This window comes from Bacillota bacterium, from assembly GCA_033549065.1.
In the GTDB taxonomy this organism is placed as follows: Bacteria; Bacillota; Dethiobacteria; order DTU022; family DTU022; genus JAWSUE01.
In genome coordinates this window covers 48,240-61,593 of sequence record JAWSUE010000009.1, presented here as the reverse complement: position 1 = coordinate 61,593, position 13,354 = coordinate 48,240, and the positions used below count along the sequence as shown (strand labels likewise).

18 protein-coding genes are annotated in these 13,354 nt (G+C 43.1%); 14 read left to right on the top strand and 4 right to left on the bottom strand.

The annotated features are described in order from the left end of the window. The first annotated feature begins 3 nt into the window (after positions 1-3). From SCJ97_07590 to SCJ97_07535, 12 genes are all read left to right on the top strand, one after another. Entirely contained in the window at positions 4-351 is a 348-nt protein-coding gene (locus SCJ97_07590; protein ID MDW7739901.1) for a YlxM family DNA-binding protein, read from the top strand. An 11-nt stretch (positions 352-362) separates the two neighbouring features. Then, complete coding sequence (gene ffh, locus SCJ97_07585; protein MDW7739900.1) at positions 363-1,715, top strand: signal recognition particle protein; 1,353 nt, start codon at positions 363-365, stop codon at positions 1,713-1,715. A gap of 66 nt (positions 1,716-1,781) precedes the next feature. Further along, complete coding sequence (rpsP, locus tag SCJ97_07580; GenBank protein MDW7739899.1) at positions 1,782-2,024, top strand: 30S ribosomal protein S16; 243 nt, start codon at positions 1,782-1,784, stop codon at positions 2,022-2,024. Positions 2,025-2,041: 17 nt separating this feature from the next. Then, positions 2,042-2,272: a KH domain-containing protein gene (locus SCJ97_07575; protein MDW7739898.1), complete on the top strand. Its 231-nt coding sequence runs from the start codon at positions 2,042-2,044 to the stop codon at positions 2,270-2,272. Further along, a complete protein-coding gene (rimM, locus tag SCJ97_07570; GenBank protein MDW7739897.1) occupies positions 2,269-2,796 on the top strand; it encodes a ribosome maturation factor RimM in 528 nt (175 codons plus the stop codon). The genes SCJ97_07575 and rimM overlap by 4 nt, the downstream gene beginning before the upstream one ends. Positions 2,797-2,812: 16 nt before the next feature. Next, complete coding sequence (gene trmD, locus SCJ97_07565; protein ID MDW7739896.1) at positions 2,813-3,556, top strand: tRNA (guanosine(37)-N1)-methyltransferase TrmD; 744 nt, start codon at positions 2,813-2,815, stop codon at positions 3,554-3,556. A 42-nt stretch (positions 3,557-3,598) separates the two neighbouring features. Beyond that, a complete protein-coding gene (rplS, locus tag SCJ97_07560) occupies positions 3,599-3,940 on the top strand; it encodes a 50S ribosomal protein L19 (protein ID MDW7739895.1) in 342 nt (113 codons plus the stop codon). A gap of 8 nt (positions 3,941-3,948) precedes the next feature. After that, positions 3,949-4,485 carry a signal peptidase I gene (gene lepB, locus SCJ97_07555; protein ID MDW7739894.1) on the top strand — a complete coding sequence of 179 codons (537 nt, stop codon included), beginning with the start codon at positions 3,949-3,951 and terminating at the stop codon, positions 4,483-4,485. Positions 4,486-4,487: 2 nt separating this feature from the next. Continuing rightward, complete coding sequence (ylqF, locus tag SCJ97_07550) at positions 4,488-5,324, top strand: ribosome biogenesis GTPase YlqF (GenBank protein ID MDW7739893.1); 837 nt, start codon at positions 4,488-4,490, stop codon at positions 5,322-5,324. Between the two features lie 30 nt (positions 5,325-5,354). Then, positions 5,355-6,119, top strand: a complete 765-nt coding sequence (locus SCJ97_07545) for a ribonuclease HII (protein ID MDW7739892.1) — start codon at positions 5,355-5,357, stop codon at positions 6,117-6,119. Between the two features lie 15 nt (positions 6,120-6,134). After that, entirely contained in the window at positions 6,135-6,506 is a 372-nt protein-coding gene (locus SCJ97_07540; GenBank protein MDW7739891.1) for a YraN family protein, read from the top strand. 24 nt (positions 6,507-6,530) lie between these two features. Next, complete coding sequence (locus tag SCJ97_07535; GenBank protein MDW7739890.1) at positions 6,531-7,007, top strand: TIGR00725 family protein; 477 nt, start codon at positions 6,531-6,533, stop codon at positions 7,005-7,007. Between the two features lie 49 nt (positions 7,008-7,056). Here the strand turns inward: SCJ97_07535 and SCJ97_07530 are convergent, their stop codons facing one another. The 4 genes from SCJ97_07530 to phnD all read right to left on the bottom strand — a co-directional run bounded on the left by SCJ97_07530 (position 7,057) and on the right by phnD (position 11,617). Then, entirely contained in the window at positions 7,057-8,118 is a 1,062-nt protein-coding gene (locus SCJ97_07530; protein MDW7739889.1) for a serine hydrolase, read from the bottom strand. Between the two features lie 186 nt (positions 8,119-8,304). Then, the gene (locus SCJ97_07525) at positions 8,305-8,973 is read right to left on the bottom strand and encodes a response regulator transcription factor (protein ID MDW7739888.1); all 669 of its coding nucleotides are present in this window, start codon (positions 8,971-8,973) and stop codon (positions 8,305-8,307) included. 157 nt (positions 8,974-9,130) lie between these two features. Continuing rightward, complete coding sequence (locus SCJ97_07520) at positions 9,131-10,567, bottom strand: histidine kinase (GenBank protein ID MDW7739887.1); 1,437 nt, start codon at positions 10,565-10,567, stop codon at positions 9,131-9,133. Positions 10,568-10,606: 39 nt separating this feature from the next. Continuing rightward, positions 10,607-11,617, bottom strand: a complete 1,011-nt coding sequence (gene phnD, locus SCJ97_07515) for a phosphate/phosphite/phosphonate ABC transporter substrate-binding protein (GenBank protein MDW7739886.1) — start codon at positions 11,615-11,617, stop codon at positions 10,607-10,609. A gap of 267 nt (positions 11,618-11,884) precedes the next feature. Here phnD and SCJ97_07510 point away from each other — a divergent pair, with 267 nt between their 5' ends. Both SCJ97_07510 and SCJ97_07505 read left to right on the top strand, forming a co-directional pair. Next, a complete protein-coding gene (locus SCJ97_07510; GenBank protein MDW7739885.1) occupies positions 11,885-12,481 on the top strand; it encodes an FMN-binding protein in 597 nt (198 codons plus the stop codon). A 197-nt stretch (positions 12,482-12,678) separates the two neighbouring features. Next, positions 12,679-13,236, top strand: a complete 558-nt coding sequence (locus SCJ97_07505) for a hypothetical protein (protein ID MDW7739884.1) — start codon at positions 12,679-12,681, stop codon at positions 13,234-13,236. Positions 13,237-13,354 lie beyond the last annotated feature (118 nt).

The window sequence follows — 13,354 nt, the reverse complement described above, 5'->3', positions numbered from 1 at the left end:
CAGATGCTTGAGAAGCTGAACAGAATTAACCTGCTTTATGACATTTATGCCCCCCTTTTAACGGAAAGGCAGAGGGAAATTATCCAGTTATATTTCAGTGAAAATTACTCATTAGCTGAAATAGCAGAAGAAGACGGCATCAGCCGTCAGGCTATTCATGATCTGATCCAGCGTGCGCTTAATACCATTGAAAAGCTTGAGTCGAAACTTGGTTTATATAAATTGTTTAATCACCAACAGGATCTGTTGGCGGAAGCAGAAAAACTTTTAGTGAAAAATGAATTATCTTCCCCGGAAATTCAACTGCTTCGTCAGATTATAAATAGATTGCGTAAGAGCACAGAACAATAGGAGTGAATTGATTGATGTTTGCCAGCCTTGCTGAAAAATTGCAGAGCACGCTTCGACAACTTCGCGGGAAGGGAAAACTCGGTGAAAAAGATGTCGATCTGGCAATGCGTGAAATCAGGCTTGCGCTGCTGGAGGCAGATGTTAATTTTAAAGTGGTTAAGGATTTTGTTGCCGCGGTTAGAGAAAGATCGTTGGGACAGGAAGTTATGAACAGTCTCACTCCAGGTCAGCAGGTAGTGAAAATAGTAAACGAAGAACTGACCAGGCTGATGGGAGAAAAACAAGAAGGGTTGTCTCCGGGCGGCAAGGCTCCGGCAAAAATTATGCTGGTAGGTCTGCAGGGCTCAGGGAAAACTACCACGGCAGTTAAGCTGGCAGCACACCTGAGGCGAAGCGGAAGGCGACCGCTGCTGGTTGCGGCAGACGTATATCGTCCAGGCGCAGTCAAACAGCTTGAAGTATTAACCAAGGCAGCAGGAGAAGGTTTTTTCAGCGTACCCGACAGTGATCCGGTAAAGATCTGCCGCGATGGCCTGAAGCTGGCAGAACGAGATGGTTATGACGCAGTTATTTTTGATACTGCGGGCCGCCTGCACATAGACGAAGAGATGATGGCCGAGATAGGGGCAATCAAAGATAGTGTCCACCCGGATGAAGTATTGCTGATAATTGATGCAATGACCGGGCAGGATGCTGTTAACGCTGCTGCTGCTTTTAACAACGCTGTTGGTCTGAGCGGTGTGATTTTGACCAAGCTTGATGGTGATACCCGTGGGGGCGCAGCGTTGTCTGTAAGGGCTGTAACCGGCTGTCCAATCAAGTTTATCGGAGTCGGTGAAAAAACTGAAGCGCTTGAGCCATTTCACCCAGACCGGATGGCTTCACGAATATTGGGCATGGGCGATGTTTTATCCCTCATTGAAAAGGCAGAATCGGTAATAGATCGGGAAAAAGCAAAAGAAATGGAGCAGAAATTACGTAAACAGCAGTTCACCCTGGATGACTTCAAGGAACAGCTGGGACAGCTGCGTAACATGGGTTCTCTGGAAGATATTCTCGGAATGCTTCCCGGAGCGGCAAATATTCCGAAGGAAGTCAAGCAGCTGTCTCTTAATGAAGACAATTTCAGAAAGGTCGAAGCGATTGTAGATTCGATGACAAAAAAAGAGAAACAGGATCCCTCGATAATTAACAGCAGCAGAAGGCGCAGAATAGCAACGGGCAGCGGAACCAGTGTCCAGGATGTGAACAAACTGCTCAACCAGTTTAGCCAGATGCAGAAGATGTTTAAAAAAATGGGTACGCTTGAGAAAAAAGCCCAATTCAAAAAGTTAAGAAAAGGAAAAGGCGGATTTCCTTTTTAAAAGACAAAAATTCGGGCTCAAGCCCGGTTAATATATAGAATTTATATTTTATTGGAGGTGACATACTTGGCAGTACGCATAAGACTAAAACGGATGGGTGCAAAGAAGAAGCCCTTTTACCGCATTGTGGTGGCTGATTCCCGTTATCCCCGGGATGGCCGCTTTATTGAAGAAATAGGCTACTACAACCCGACAACCACTCCGACAACCTTTAAGGTTGATGAAGAAAAAGTCAGGCAGTGGATCTCAAAAGGTGCAAAACCTTCTGATACGGTCAGGGCTCTGTTAGACAAAGCCGGTGTCAAGTAGTTTGGAGGTCAGTGATGATGAAAGAGCTTCTGGAACATATTGCAAAAGCATTAGTGGATAATCCTGAACAGGTAAGTGTTCACCTGGTTGAAAGCGATCGCCTGGTAGTTCTGGAACTACGAGTAGCTCCGGAAGATATGGGCAAAGTAATCGGAAAGCAGGGCCGCATTGCCAAAGCAATCCGTACGGTTGTTAATGCAGCCGCAATCAGGGAGAGCAAGCGGGTCGTAGTAGAAATCGTACAATGACCAGGGAGAAAGAAAACGCTGCAATCGGAAAAATACTTTCTCCGCACGGGACTGGCGGATTGTTGAAGGTTTACCCTTACAGCGATTTCCCGGAAAGACTGAAGCTTTTAACCGAAGTGACACTGGTGCTCGATGCCAGAACATATCATTTAGTTGTTGAAAAAGGAGCTCTGTACGGGCGATTCTGGTTAATTAAATTCAAAGGGATCGATACAAGGGAAGAGGCACAGACCCTGAACGGCAGTCTGATCATGATCCCCCTTGATCAAAGAATAGCCCTCCCGGAAGGTTCTTTTTACCATGATCAACTTGTTGGTTTGCGTGTATACAACATGGAGGAAGAACTGTTGGGAGTGATAACTGATATTATTGCCACCGGAGGGCACGATGTATACCTGGTCAGCAGAAAAAAACCCGGTAAAAAGGATTTGCTTATTCCGGGGGTCAAGAAAATTATCAGGCAGGTTGATCTGGAAAATCTGAAGATGATTGTTGAACTACCGGAAGGCCTGCTCGAAATCTGAAGGGGTAAGTTACAGCATGAAGGTAGATCTGATCACGATATTTCCTGCAATTTTAAACGGTCCTTTCAGTGAGAGCATGCTGAAAAGAGCCGTTGAACGTGGCTTGATCGAGATTAACCTTATTGACCTGCGGCAGTATACACATGATCGGCATCGTCAGGTAGATGACGCTCCATACGGCGGCGGACATGGAATGATCCTCAAACCTGAGCCGCTGTTTGAGGCGGTGGAGGATCTAAGAAATAAAGAAGGCTCCGTCTCTTCACGGGTGATCCTGATGACTCCGCAGGGCAGGACCTTTAACCAGAAAATTGCTGCTGAACTGGTTGCCGAAGATCATCTAATCTTGATATGCGGCCGCTACGAGGGTATAGATGAAAGGGTGAGGACAGCCCTGGTTGATGATGAAATTTCAATTGGTGATTATGTCCTTACCGGGGGAGAGCTTGCTGCCGCAGTTATTGTTGATGCAGTTGCCAGACTTATTCCCGGTTTTATCACGGATGAAGCCTCCGTGGAAGAATCATTCAGCGGGTTATTGCTGGAATATCCTCAGTATACCCGGCCATCAGAGTACAGGGGTTTGGAAGTGCCCTCGGTTCTCCTTTCCGGAAATCATAAAGATATTGAACTCTGGAGGAAACGTGAATCGATTAGAAGGACCTTTGAATTACGCCCGGACTTGCTTGAAAATGTCGAGCTTTCACCGGAAGATCAGGATTACCTTAACAGGTTAAAGAATAAAAATATTGATAATTAAATTATGTTATAATTATCCAGTGATTGAAGGAGGTTTAAGAATATGGACTTGATTAAAGAAGTTGAAAAGCGCAATTTGAAAGAAGATTTACCTCATTTTAATGCCGGAGACACGGTAAAAGTTCACGTCAGAGTTGTTGAAGGAGGACGGGAACGTATTCAGGTTTTCGAAGGAGTTGTTATCGGCCGCCAGGGTAGTGGGGCAAGAGAAACTTTTACCGTCCGCCGTGTTACATACGGGATCGGTGTAGAAAGAATTTTCCCCGTGCATTCACCGTCGATCAACAAAATTGAAGTTGTCAAGCATGGTAAAGTCCGCAGGGCAAAATTATATTATCTGAGGCAGAGAACAGGAAAAGCGGCAAGAATCAAAGAAAAAAGATAAACTTGGGGATGATCCGGTTGAACAGGTGGAAAGAGGTTTGGGATTGGCTCAAATCTATTTTAATTGCAATTGCTCTGGCAATGCTGATCAGACTTTTTCTTTTCGAAGTTTTTGTTGTTGAGGGTAGGTCGATGTACCCTACTCTCATTGAAACAGAACGCCTGATGGTTAACAAAATTGTATATCATTTTGATGAACCGGAAATCGGTGATATTGTCGTTTTCGAGTATGAGCCCGGTCGGGATTTTATAAAAAGGGTTATCGGCGTAGGCGGAGACCGCGTTGAAATAAAAAACGGCCGGGTTTACATTAACAGCGAGTTGCTTGAAGAACCATACCTGTTGGAAGATATGGATATGTATGACTTTGGGCCGGTGGAAGTACCTCCCGGTTATCTCTTTTTAATGGGAGACTACAGGCAGAACAGTATGGACAGCAGGGATCCGAGGGTTGGATTCGTATCCCTTTCTCACCTTAAAGGTCGGGCATTCTTCATTTTCTGGCCGCCATGGGAAGCACGGGTGATTGGTAACGAGGTGAATTAACCTTGATCGAAGGACAGTGGTATCCGGGGAATATGGCGAGAGCTGTAAACCGTTTGCGCCAGGATCTGAAAATTGTGGACCTGGTTGTTGAATTGATCGATGCCAGGATACCGGGAAGCAGCCGCAACCCGCTTTTCGGCCGTCTCCTGGAAGGTAAAAAACACCTCCTGCTTCTGCATAAGGCAGATCTGGCTGAAGAAACCATAACCAACCGCTGGGTTTCGTACTTCAACAATAGCGGTATTAAATCGCTTAGTTTCAGCGTAAATACCCGACGGTCGATCAATCATTTACTTAATTTCCTGAAACAGCAGGAAAAAAACATAATCTCATCACGTATAAAACGTCCCCTGCGGATGATGATAATCGGCATACCCAATGTCGGCAAGTCAACGCTGATCAACTATTTTGTAAAAAAATCTGTAGTCCGAACCGGTAATCAACCCGGAATAACCCGTGGAAGACAATGGATAAAAGTGATGCCCGGAGTTGAACTGCTGGATACTCCGGGTATTCTGTGGCCGAAACTAACAGACCGAAATACTTTCCCTCTGGCTGCTGTCGGCTCAATACCTGCCGGTAGGATCGATGTTCAGGATATAGCTCTCTGGTTGATCAGGCAGTACCTTGAAAACGACAAAGCCAGCCTTCTGTTGAAACGTTACCGCGAACTGCTACCCGACACTCCGGATAAAACACTGGAGCAGATCGGTCTATCCCAGGGCTGCCTGCGTGCGGAAGGATTGGTTGATTTTGAAAGGGCTTCAGCATTTCTCCTTCGTGATTTTCAGAATGGTTCACTGGGACGAATTTCTCTCGAAAAACCTCCAAGTCAGTGATAAGAGGTTATTAGGTGAGGGTATACTGAAATGTCAATTCATGAGATGACAATTGCCGAAATAAAAGAGATGCTTGCTGATTGCGAAGAACTTTCCTCTGAGGATGAAGCTCTCTTAAAGGCTGATGCACGCCGGGGCGTAGAAATTCTTTTGCATGCCCACTACCGTAAAATAAAGGCCAGGGAAAATGAAAAACTGCGCCTTAAAAAAATGCTTTCTTTCGAAAACAATTTGTATGCACAGGGATATAGAGCTATTGCCGGGGTTGACGAGGCCGGGCGAGGGCCGCTGGCCGGGCCGGTAGTCGCAGCGGCTGTCATATTAAAGAAAGATTCGATATTTCCCGGGTTAAATGATTCCAAGCAGCTTACAGCAGCTGTCAGGGAAAGATTGTTCGAACAGATTGTTGTCGAAGCGGAAGCATACTCTCTTGGCCGGGCAACCCGGGAGGAGATAGATAGGCTTAATATCCATGCTGCTTCAATGCTGGCCATGATCAGGGCGATAAACGGTTTGCGTAAGCAACCGGATTATCTGCTGGTCGACGGGTTCAGGATCCGAAACTGCCCTCTGCGTCAGGAAGCAATCAAAAGCGGCGATACTTTATCATTGTCTATTGCGGCGGCATCAGTTCTGGCTAAAGTTGCCCGGGATAAGATCATGCAGGATCTGCATGATCAATATCCCCAGTATGGTTTCAACCGGAACATGGGTTACGGAACAGAAGCTCACCGCTCTGCTTTATCCGAATATGGCCCCTGTCCCGAACACCGCTGCTCTTTCAAACTTATTTGATTTACGGGGTAAATAATGACCAGGCAACGTCAAATTGTGGGAATGGCCGGTGAAAAAGCTGCCCGGGAGTTCCTTGAAAAAGCAGGATATTCAATTATCGAAGCCAATTATCGCTGTTTCCTGGGTGAAATAGATATAATTGCTTTGAAAGCGGATACACTGATATTTGCTGAAGTGAGGACAAAAACCGGACTGACTTTCGGCAGGCCGGAAGAATCTGTGACTAAAGATAAAGTATATAGATTACGTCGGCTCGCTCATCATTATCTGCAGTCAAAGCACAGGGAAGAAAGGGCAAGCCGTATTGATTTGATTGCTGTAATGCTTGACCGTAGAGAAAATCAAGTTACAGAGATTAATCATATCAAGGGTATTGGCGGATTTTAATCCAAGATTGTGAGGTTACTGTATATGTACTATATTGCGGTTGTCGGTGGCTCGCAATGCTCTGTTGAAGAAGAATCTATCGCCTTTGAAGTGGGCAGGTCGATTGCTCAAAAAGGTGGCACGGTTATTTGTGGCGGCGGGCCGGGTGTTATGGAAGCGGCAGCCAGGGGCGCTGATTCTGCGGGTGGAGTGGCGATCGGTATTCTACCCGGTCCTGACCACCGTGAGGGAAACAGGTATCTTAAATATTCTATTGCTACCGGTCTCGGGGAAGCGCGCAATGCCATTATAACCCGGACAGCCGATGCTGTGATTGCTGTCGGCGGTGAATACGGCACACTTTCTGAAATAGCCCTGGCCATGAAAATGGGGAAGCCGGTAATAACCGTAAAAAGTTGGAGTATTTCTCCACCGGGCAAATTAAAAACTGCACAAATTTCAGTAAATAATGCCGATGATGCGGTTTCAATTGCTATCAATAAGATAAAACAAAATGAGTAATATAGTATATTTCCGGCTGTTGGAAGAAGGATAGATAGCTAAGGTGTCCCTATGCCGACTTGATTATCTTTATAATAGCCTTATATGCAGCACTATGGCCCATGCCGCTGGCCTGATTAATGGTTCCGGTAAAATATAAGTCAGTATCTGGATTATAGAAGGCAAAAGCCCCTGTTTGGCCCCAGAACCCTAAAACTTCTCCAATTGGTCTAAATGGTGAAAATATCCTTGGTGTCCATAACTTTTCTAAGCCCAGCCCAAAATAAAATTGTCCTGGAAAATATATCATGTTCCAGTTTATCTTTAGCTCCTTGAGGGTTTCCTGCGGGAAAAAGGAACCGTTAAAAAAGGCTTTCAGGAACTTCATTGTTTCCTTTGCAGTAGATACAATTCCTCCTTCGGCAGTAACGGATGCCATATACCTGGGTGCATGAATTTTCTTAGATTTATAATATATAGGCACAGGAGTGGTATCGTATATATCCTGATAAGCATAAGTATTTTTTAGATTTAGCGGCTGAAAAATAAATTCCTCAAAAACTTCCCCTATTCGCTTTCCAGTTACCTTTTCAATTATGCCACCCAGTAGTTGATAATTTGTATCGGAATAATGAACTTTACCCCTCTGGCCTGGTTTGAATTTCGGTTTTTTTGCTTTTGCACTCTTCAATGCTTGATCTAAAGGCCAGGGCTGATCGTTCCCCAGTATCAGATCATCGGCGGCTTCCCCCTTGGGCTTATCATAATAGAAGTAATCGGGTATCCCGGAAGTATTGCTTAAAAGGTGTGCAATTGTAATTTCTTTTGTATAATCAACACCTTCAAGAACATGTATCTTATCAATCAGTTCCTCAGAAAAGTATTCATAAATCTTATCTGAAAAAGCCAGACTACCTTGTGCTCTTAGCATCAACATAACAGCTGTTACATAAAGTTTGGTAACACTGGCAATAAAATACCTGCCTTCTGACTTAATATTTCCAACCCCTTTTAACCAGGAGATTGAATTATCTCCATTCTCAACACATAGAACTGCCCCAAAGACATTTTTGTTATTCAGCATCTGTTCGGTTACTTGTAAAAAAAATAAGTCATTCAGTTTTTCATTCATAAATTAAAAGTCACCTCGCAACTTCATTGTATCCTTTTAATAATGATACCTAATATATCATAATACAGGCATTATTAAAATAGCCTGCGGATTAATATAAGATCACCCCTGCCGATCCAAATTTCAGTACTATACAGTTTCGGCGAAACTGATTAAATCAACAGCCCCAGTTGTCGGGTTTCATGTTTAGGGCTCCAGCGTGAACAACCCTTCTTTTATTGCGTAATCAATGAGCTGATAACGACGCTTCAGATTTAATTTTTCCATAATGTGCTCTTTGTGTTTTTCCACAGTCTTGACACTGATTACCAGGATATCGGCAGCTTCCTGGCTGGTATAACCCAAACATATATATTTTAGAACCTCTATTTCGCGAGTTGTCAGGATTCCACCTGTTTTGCTATTGCTATTTTCGTACTCTGAATTTCCGTTAATTGCTTTATTGACAAGAACTTTCATCAAAGACGGGGCTACGGTGATTTCCCCATCCATTACTGCCCGAATAGCCGTGGCAAGTTCGGTTGTTGCCGCTTCTTTCAAAATGTATCCGGTTGCTCCTGCTTTCAGAGCCTCCATAAGATAAGGCTCATCTTTGTGCATAGTTAGTATGATTATTTTAATATTAGGATACTCTTTCTTGATTAATTTTGTTGCTTCCAGCCCGTCCATATCGATGAGGGTGATATCCATTAGAATCAAGTCTATAGCCTCGGTTTTAAGCAGTTCCAGCGCTTCGCTTGCGCTTGCAGCCTCGGCAACCACACTGACTGTATTATCTATTTGCAACAGCTTTTTTAATCCTGATCTGAAGAGTGTATGGTCATCTACAATCATTATTTGCACAAGGTTTGACATTTAACTTTCCTCCTAACCAAGTGATCTGTCTACCGGAGACCTCTGTTAGTTCTATACCGCTGCGGCATATTGGATGCTTTATGTTATTAACCTGTGAGACTCTATTAAACTACAGTCTATAAATATGCCAAGTGGCAGGATCCCGGTATTAGTACAACTATCCATGCCCGAGAGTATCATTTCCCAGTGATACCAGAGGAATAATAATGTAAATGGTGGTTCCCTTGCCGGGAGCGGATTCGATTTCCAGCTTTCCTCCCACCAATGAAATTCTTTCCTGCATAGAAATGAGACCCATACTGCTTTTTGAACCACGCTCTTCTGCCTGTTTTTTCAGATCAAAGCCTACACCGTTATCTTTGATCTGAACCATCAGCTTATTTTCATAGTATTTCATAAAGACACTTATATTATCAGCACAGGCATGACGTGAAATATTGGTTAAGGATTCCTGAATAGCCCTGTAAACAGAGGTCTCTATATCCGAAAGCAGCCGGCGATTTTCCATTCCTTCAATTTGTAAAATAATATCCCAATCAGAAGAATTCCTGTAATATTTAATCATTAATTCTACGGCTGATTTTAATCCCAGATCAATTAAAGGAGCGGGGGTTAACTTCCAGGCTAGCTGGCGGACTTGTTCAACTGAATGCTGCAATAACTGACGAAATTCTGCCGTTTTTTCTTTTAGCTCGTTCAAGTTATCAGCATTCTCCAGAAACTGCAGAGATATCATCAGGGTGCAGAACATCTGCCCCGTTTCGTCATGTAATTCCCGCGATATTCGGCGGCGTTCATCTTCCTGCGAGTGGATGATTTTTTTCATCAATCGGTCCCGTGTTTGTTTTGATTGTTCAAGTTGCCAGGTCATATCGTTAAAAGCTTTGGCCAGTATGCTCAGCTCGTCCCGTGATTTTGTTGTAACCTGTTGGGAATAATTACCTTTTGTCACAGCCTGAACCAGTTTCAAAAGGTTATTAAGCGGTTTGATTGTTGTGAAGGTAGTAATGAAATATATGCCGGAACTCACTAAGACAAAAGTAATGGCTGAAACAAGTAAAAGCCTGCGTATTGATATGGCCAGGGCTTCCTGCAAACTGTAATCTACCAGGCCAACGCGGACTGTTATATCGGGTTCAGGACCGGGGAAAACATAGGCAGCTGCATCTCTGAGGACCCCTTCTTCGGTTTGGAATTTTTTGATACTATTAATACCGTCCTCAGACTCGTGTTCTATAGTTAAAAGATCAGGCGGAAAGTAGTCTTGAAAGGTATGGGCCATAATACTACCATTATTATCCATATAAAATATGTATATTAAATCTTCGTTGCTATCCATGGTTTGATAAGCTAGTTGGTACAGCATATAAAGATTATTTGTAAGAATTGGTTCCATACTGCGGGCGGCAACATCACGAGCTATCGAAACGACTCTTTTATCCAGCTGATCGGCCAGGGTCGTAATTAAAAAGGTATGCATATAGAATATGGCAGATAAAGTTATCAGTATGGTTGCACCAAAAACGATAACAATTAACTTAAAACGAATTCCCGGGGATGACAGTTTATGGATTAATCGGAACGTATTTCTCATATAATTGACATCCGTTTCGGATCAGCAGCATATCTCTGATCAGTTTGTTGAATTCTGTTGCTGCTTGATGGCTAATTCTTCTAAGCTCTGCTGGATTTCGTTCATGATACTCCGGATAATATCATAATCTTCATCCTGTCCAGGCACAAAGGATTCAATTTTCATGTCAGCCAAAACATTTTGTCCCTCTGCATTTCTGTGCATGGAGAAAAACAGGTTTTTTATTTTCTGTTTTAGTTCAGGTTGGGCTTTTGCGCTGATAATCAAAGGAGGATTGCCAATTGGTGGCGAAGTCTCGATGATTCTGATTTTATTTTCTAATTCCGGATTGTCGTTCACCAGGTAATCATAAACCAGGCTGTCCACTGCTGCGCCTTCAACCCACTGTTCTGCTACTGCAATAATGGAACTGTCGTTGCTGTAACTATGAATATATTTGGAAAAGAAAGTGTCAGGGGTTTCTCCCATCTGGGCAAGAAGGTAACTGACGTAAAGTTTCCCTGGAAATGAAAGTGGATCTGTAAATATAAATTTTTGATTCTTCAGGTCTTCAAGTTTGTAATAATTACTGTTGGCCGAGACGATTACATAAGAATAATGGTATGTATTACCATTTACTTGTGGAACAGCCAGCAGTTCAATGTCATCGCTTTCATTTAGAATAACGTAAGACCAGCTTTCTACCAGGGCAGCATCAACAAGATTTTGAATGATCAGTTGGTTAATTTCCGAATTGGTAGATCGAAAAATAAGTTCAACGGGTTGTTCCAGTTTCTCCGGTATGTAAACGGAAAGTTTGCGATAGTTTTGCCGAATTACCGCTGGTGAAACTGTCGGAGCGATTGCAATGCGGACATAAGGTGTGTCCGAATTGAAAGAAACAGGAATATTCGGTCGGTAGTGTGGGGTGGGAACAGTGATCGCTTCGATATCTTCCGGTTGTTTTAGGTTAATTTGTGGATAAACAGGTTGACAGCCTGCTATTAAACCAGTCAGAAACAGCAGGAGGATAATCAGAAAAGGGTGACGTTTTACCTTACCGGTAAGCAAAAGGATCCCCCATGTCGTCTTTACTAAAATCTTATTTTATATACTATAATCTCTATAGATATTATAGTATATCATAATATTATTACAGAACGCAAATATTGTCAACATCCCCGGATAGTATTATTTCCCAATATAAACGAGGTGTAAGGGTGGGTAAACAACTAATATTACGGTATTTTACCTGTATAAAAAAAATCAATATATTCCCTGATAGATTTAATAGGCAGCAGGTTTTAGAATTTAAGTTAGAAAAAGGTGGGGTTACTAGTGGCGGAACTGCAACAGCAAGTAGTTAAAAAAACAAATTGGTTTAAAACAGGCCTGCGCTATGTATTAGTTTTGACTGTGTTAGGAGCGTTGAGTGGCTTAACTTTATCCATTACCAATCAATTAACAGAACCGATTATTGCTGCCAACGAACATGAGCGATTGATGGCGATGCTGGAGAAAATGATGCCGGAAGCAGATGAATACAAGCTGGTAACGATGGAAAATGGCGCAGATATCTATTTTGGAGTTAAAAACCGCGAAGTTCTTGCCGCAGTAGTCTTGAATGAGTCGAAAGGGTTTAACGGAGATGCTATCGAGATTTTAACTTTGGTCGATTTTGTGGGTGAGGTAAAAAATGTGGCTATTCTAAAGCATCAAGAAACACCTGGTATAGGTGATAAAATAGCAGGCGATCTGTTCCTCGGACAATTTCGGGGAATTTCAAATTTCATGCCCAGTGATGTCGAACAGGAACTTGAAGGTATCATCATGGCCGAGATCGATATTATAACCGGGGCAACTGTTTCTTCCGAGGCTGTTGTTAAAGGAGTAGTCCAGGCGATGGACTTTGTCGCAGCTTCTTCAATCTATTAAATATGTTTTCGTTAATATATTTTTTACACGTCCTTGTGAGCGTTATAACTTTCCTAAATGTTATTAAATTGTATAAATTCTGAAATAAACAAAAATGATTCCAGGCACGCAAAAAAGATGAAAGATGATAGTCAAAGATTGGTTGTATAAACAGTTATTAACTGCATCAATAAAAAAATGAAGGAGGTTCAAAGGTAGTGAAACGCAATCTGTTATTTTTCATAATTATCGTATTTGTGGCAGCCATTTCTTTATTAATCGTAGGATGCGGGATCCAGGATACGGCCGACCCCGGAGGTCAGGGTTCGTCACCAGCAGAAACAACGGGGCTTGTTTTACCGGCCGAAGAAAAAGGAATATATCCGGATGGCAGGTACCGGGGCACCTATCATGACAGAAAGGTCCAACAGGTTAGTATAGAATTTTACCTGCAAGACAATGTGATTGAAGAAATCTCGCTTAGAACCCTCTTCTTCGGAGGCAATGATTTCCTGGATCCCGAGAATCCTGAAAACGCATGGCCGCAGATGGATGTTGAAAATTTGTCCGGTCAGTACCAGCAATTAGTCGGATGGCTGGAAGGAAAAAACATCACAGAAATTGGTATTTTGGTTGATTCACCTGAAGTTGCTGCTTCTGATGTGGAAGCAAGCGGTGAAGTTGTTGCAGATGTTGATGTTTGGACCTCAGCCACGATGCGGGGAACCAAGATTACCAGTGCGATCAGAGACGGGCTTAACAGAGGCCGTTACTAAGAGTTCAAAATTGAAAAGGGTAAGAACCGATAGCCCGATCAATCAAAGTAACCGCCCAATTAGGCTAGATAGAAACGGTTCTTACCCTCCGACAGTAAATGCTACTTGCAACAAATGA

Excerpts from the sequence above, each read along its gene's own strand:
- SCJ97_07590 (MDW7739901.1), top strand. The coding sequence starts at position 4 with ATGCTTGAGAAGCTGAACAGAATTAACCTGCTTTATGACATTTATGCC.
- SCJ97_07575 (MDW7739898.1), top strand. The coding sequence starts at position 2,042 with ATGAAAGAGCTTCTGGAACATATTGCAAAAGCATTAGTGGATAATCCT.
- rimM (MDW7739897.1), top strand. The coding sequence starts at position 2,269 with ATGACCAGGGAGAAAGAAAACGCTGCAATCGGAAAAATACTTTCTCCG.
- trmD (MDW7739896.1), top strand. The coding sequence starts at position 2,813 with ATGAAGGTAGATCTGATCACGATATTTCCTGCAATTTTAAACGGTCCT.
- rplS (MDW7739895.1), top strand. The coding sequence starts at position 3,599 with ATGGACTTGATTAAAGAAGTTGAAAAGCGCAATTTGAAAGAAGATTTA.
- lepB (MDW7739894.1), top strand. The coding sequence starts at position 3,949 with ATGATCCGGTTGAACAGGTGGAAAGAGGTTTGGGATTGGCTCAAATCT.
- SCJ97_07545 (MDW7739892.1), top strand. The coding sequence starts at position 5,355 with ATGTCAATTCATGAGATGACAATTGCCGAAATAAAAGAGATGCTTGCT.
- SCJ97_07540 (MDW7739891.1), top strand. The coding sequence starts at position 6,135 with ATGACCAGGCAACGTCAAATTGTGGGAATGGCCGGTGAAAAAGCTGCC.
- SCJ97_07535 (MDW7739890.1), top strand. The coding sequence starts at position 6,531 with ATGTACTATATTGCGGTTGTCGGTGGCTCGCAATGCTCTGTTGAAGAA.
- SCJ97_07530 (MDW7739889.1), bottom strand. The coding sequence starts at position 8,118 with ATGAATGAAAAACTGAATGACTTATTTTTTTTACAAGTAACCGAACAG.
- SCJ97_07525 (MDW7739888.1), bottom strand. The coding sequence starts at position 8,973 with ATGTCAAACCTTGTGCAAATAATGATTGTAGATGACCATACACTCTTC.
- SCJ97_07520 (MDW7739887.1), bottom strand. The coding sequence starts at position 10,567 with ATGAGAAATACGTTCCGATTAATCCATAAACTGTCATCCCCGGGAATT.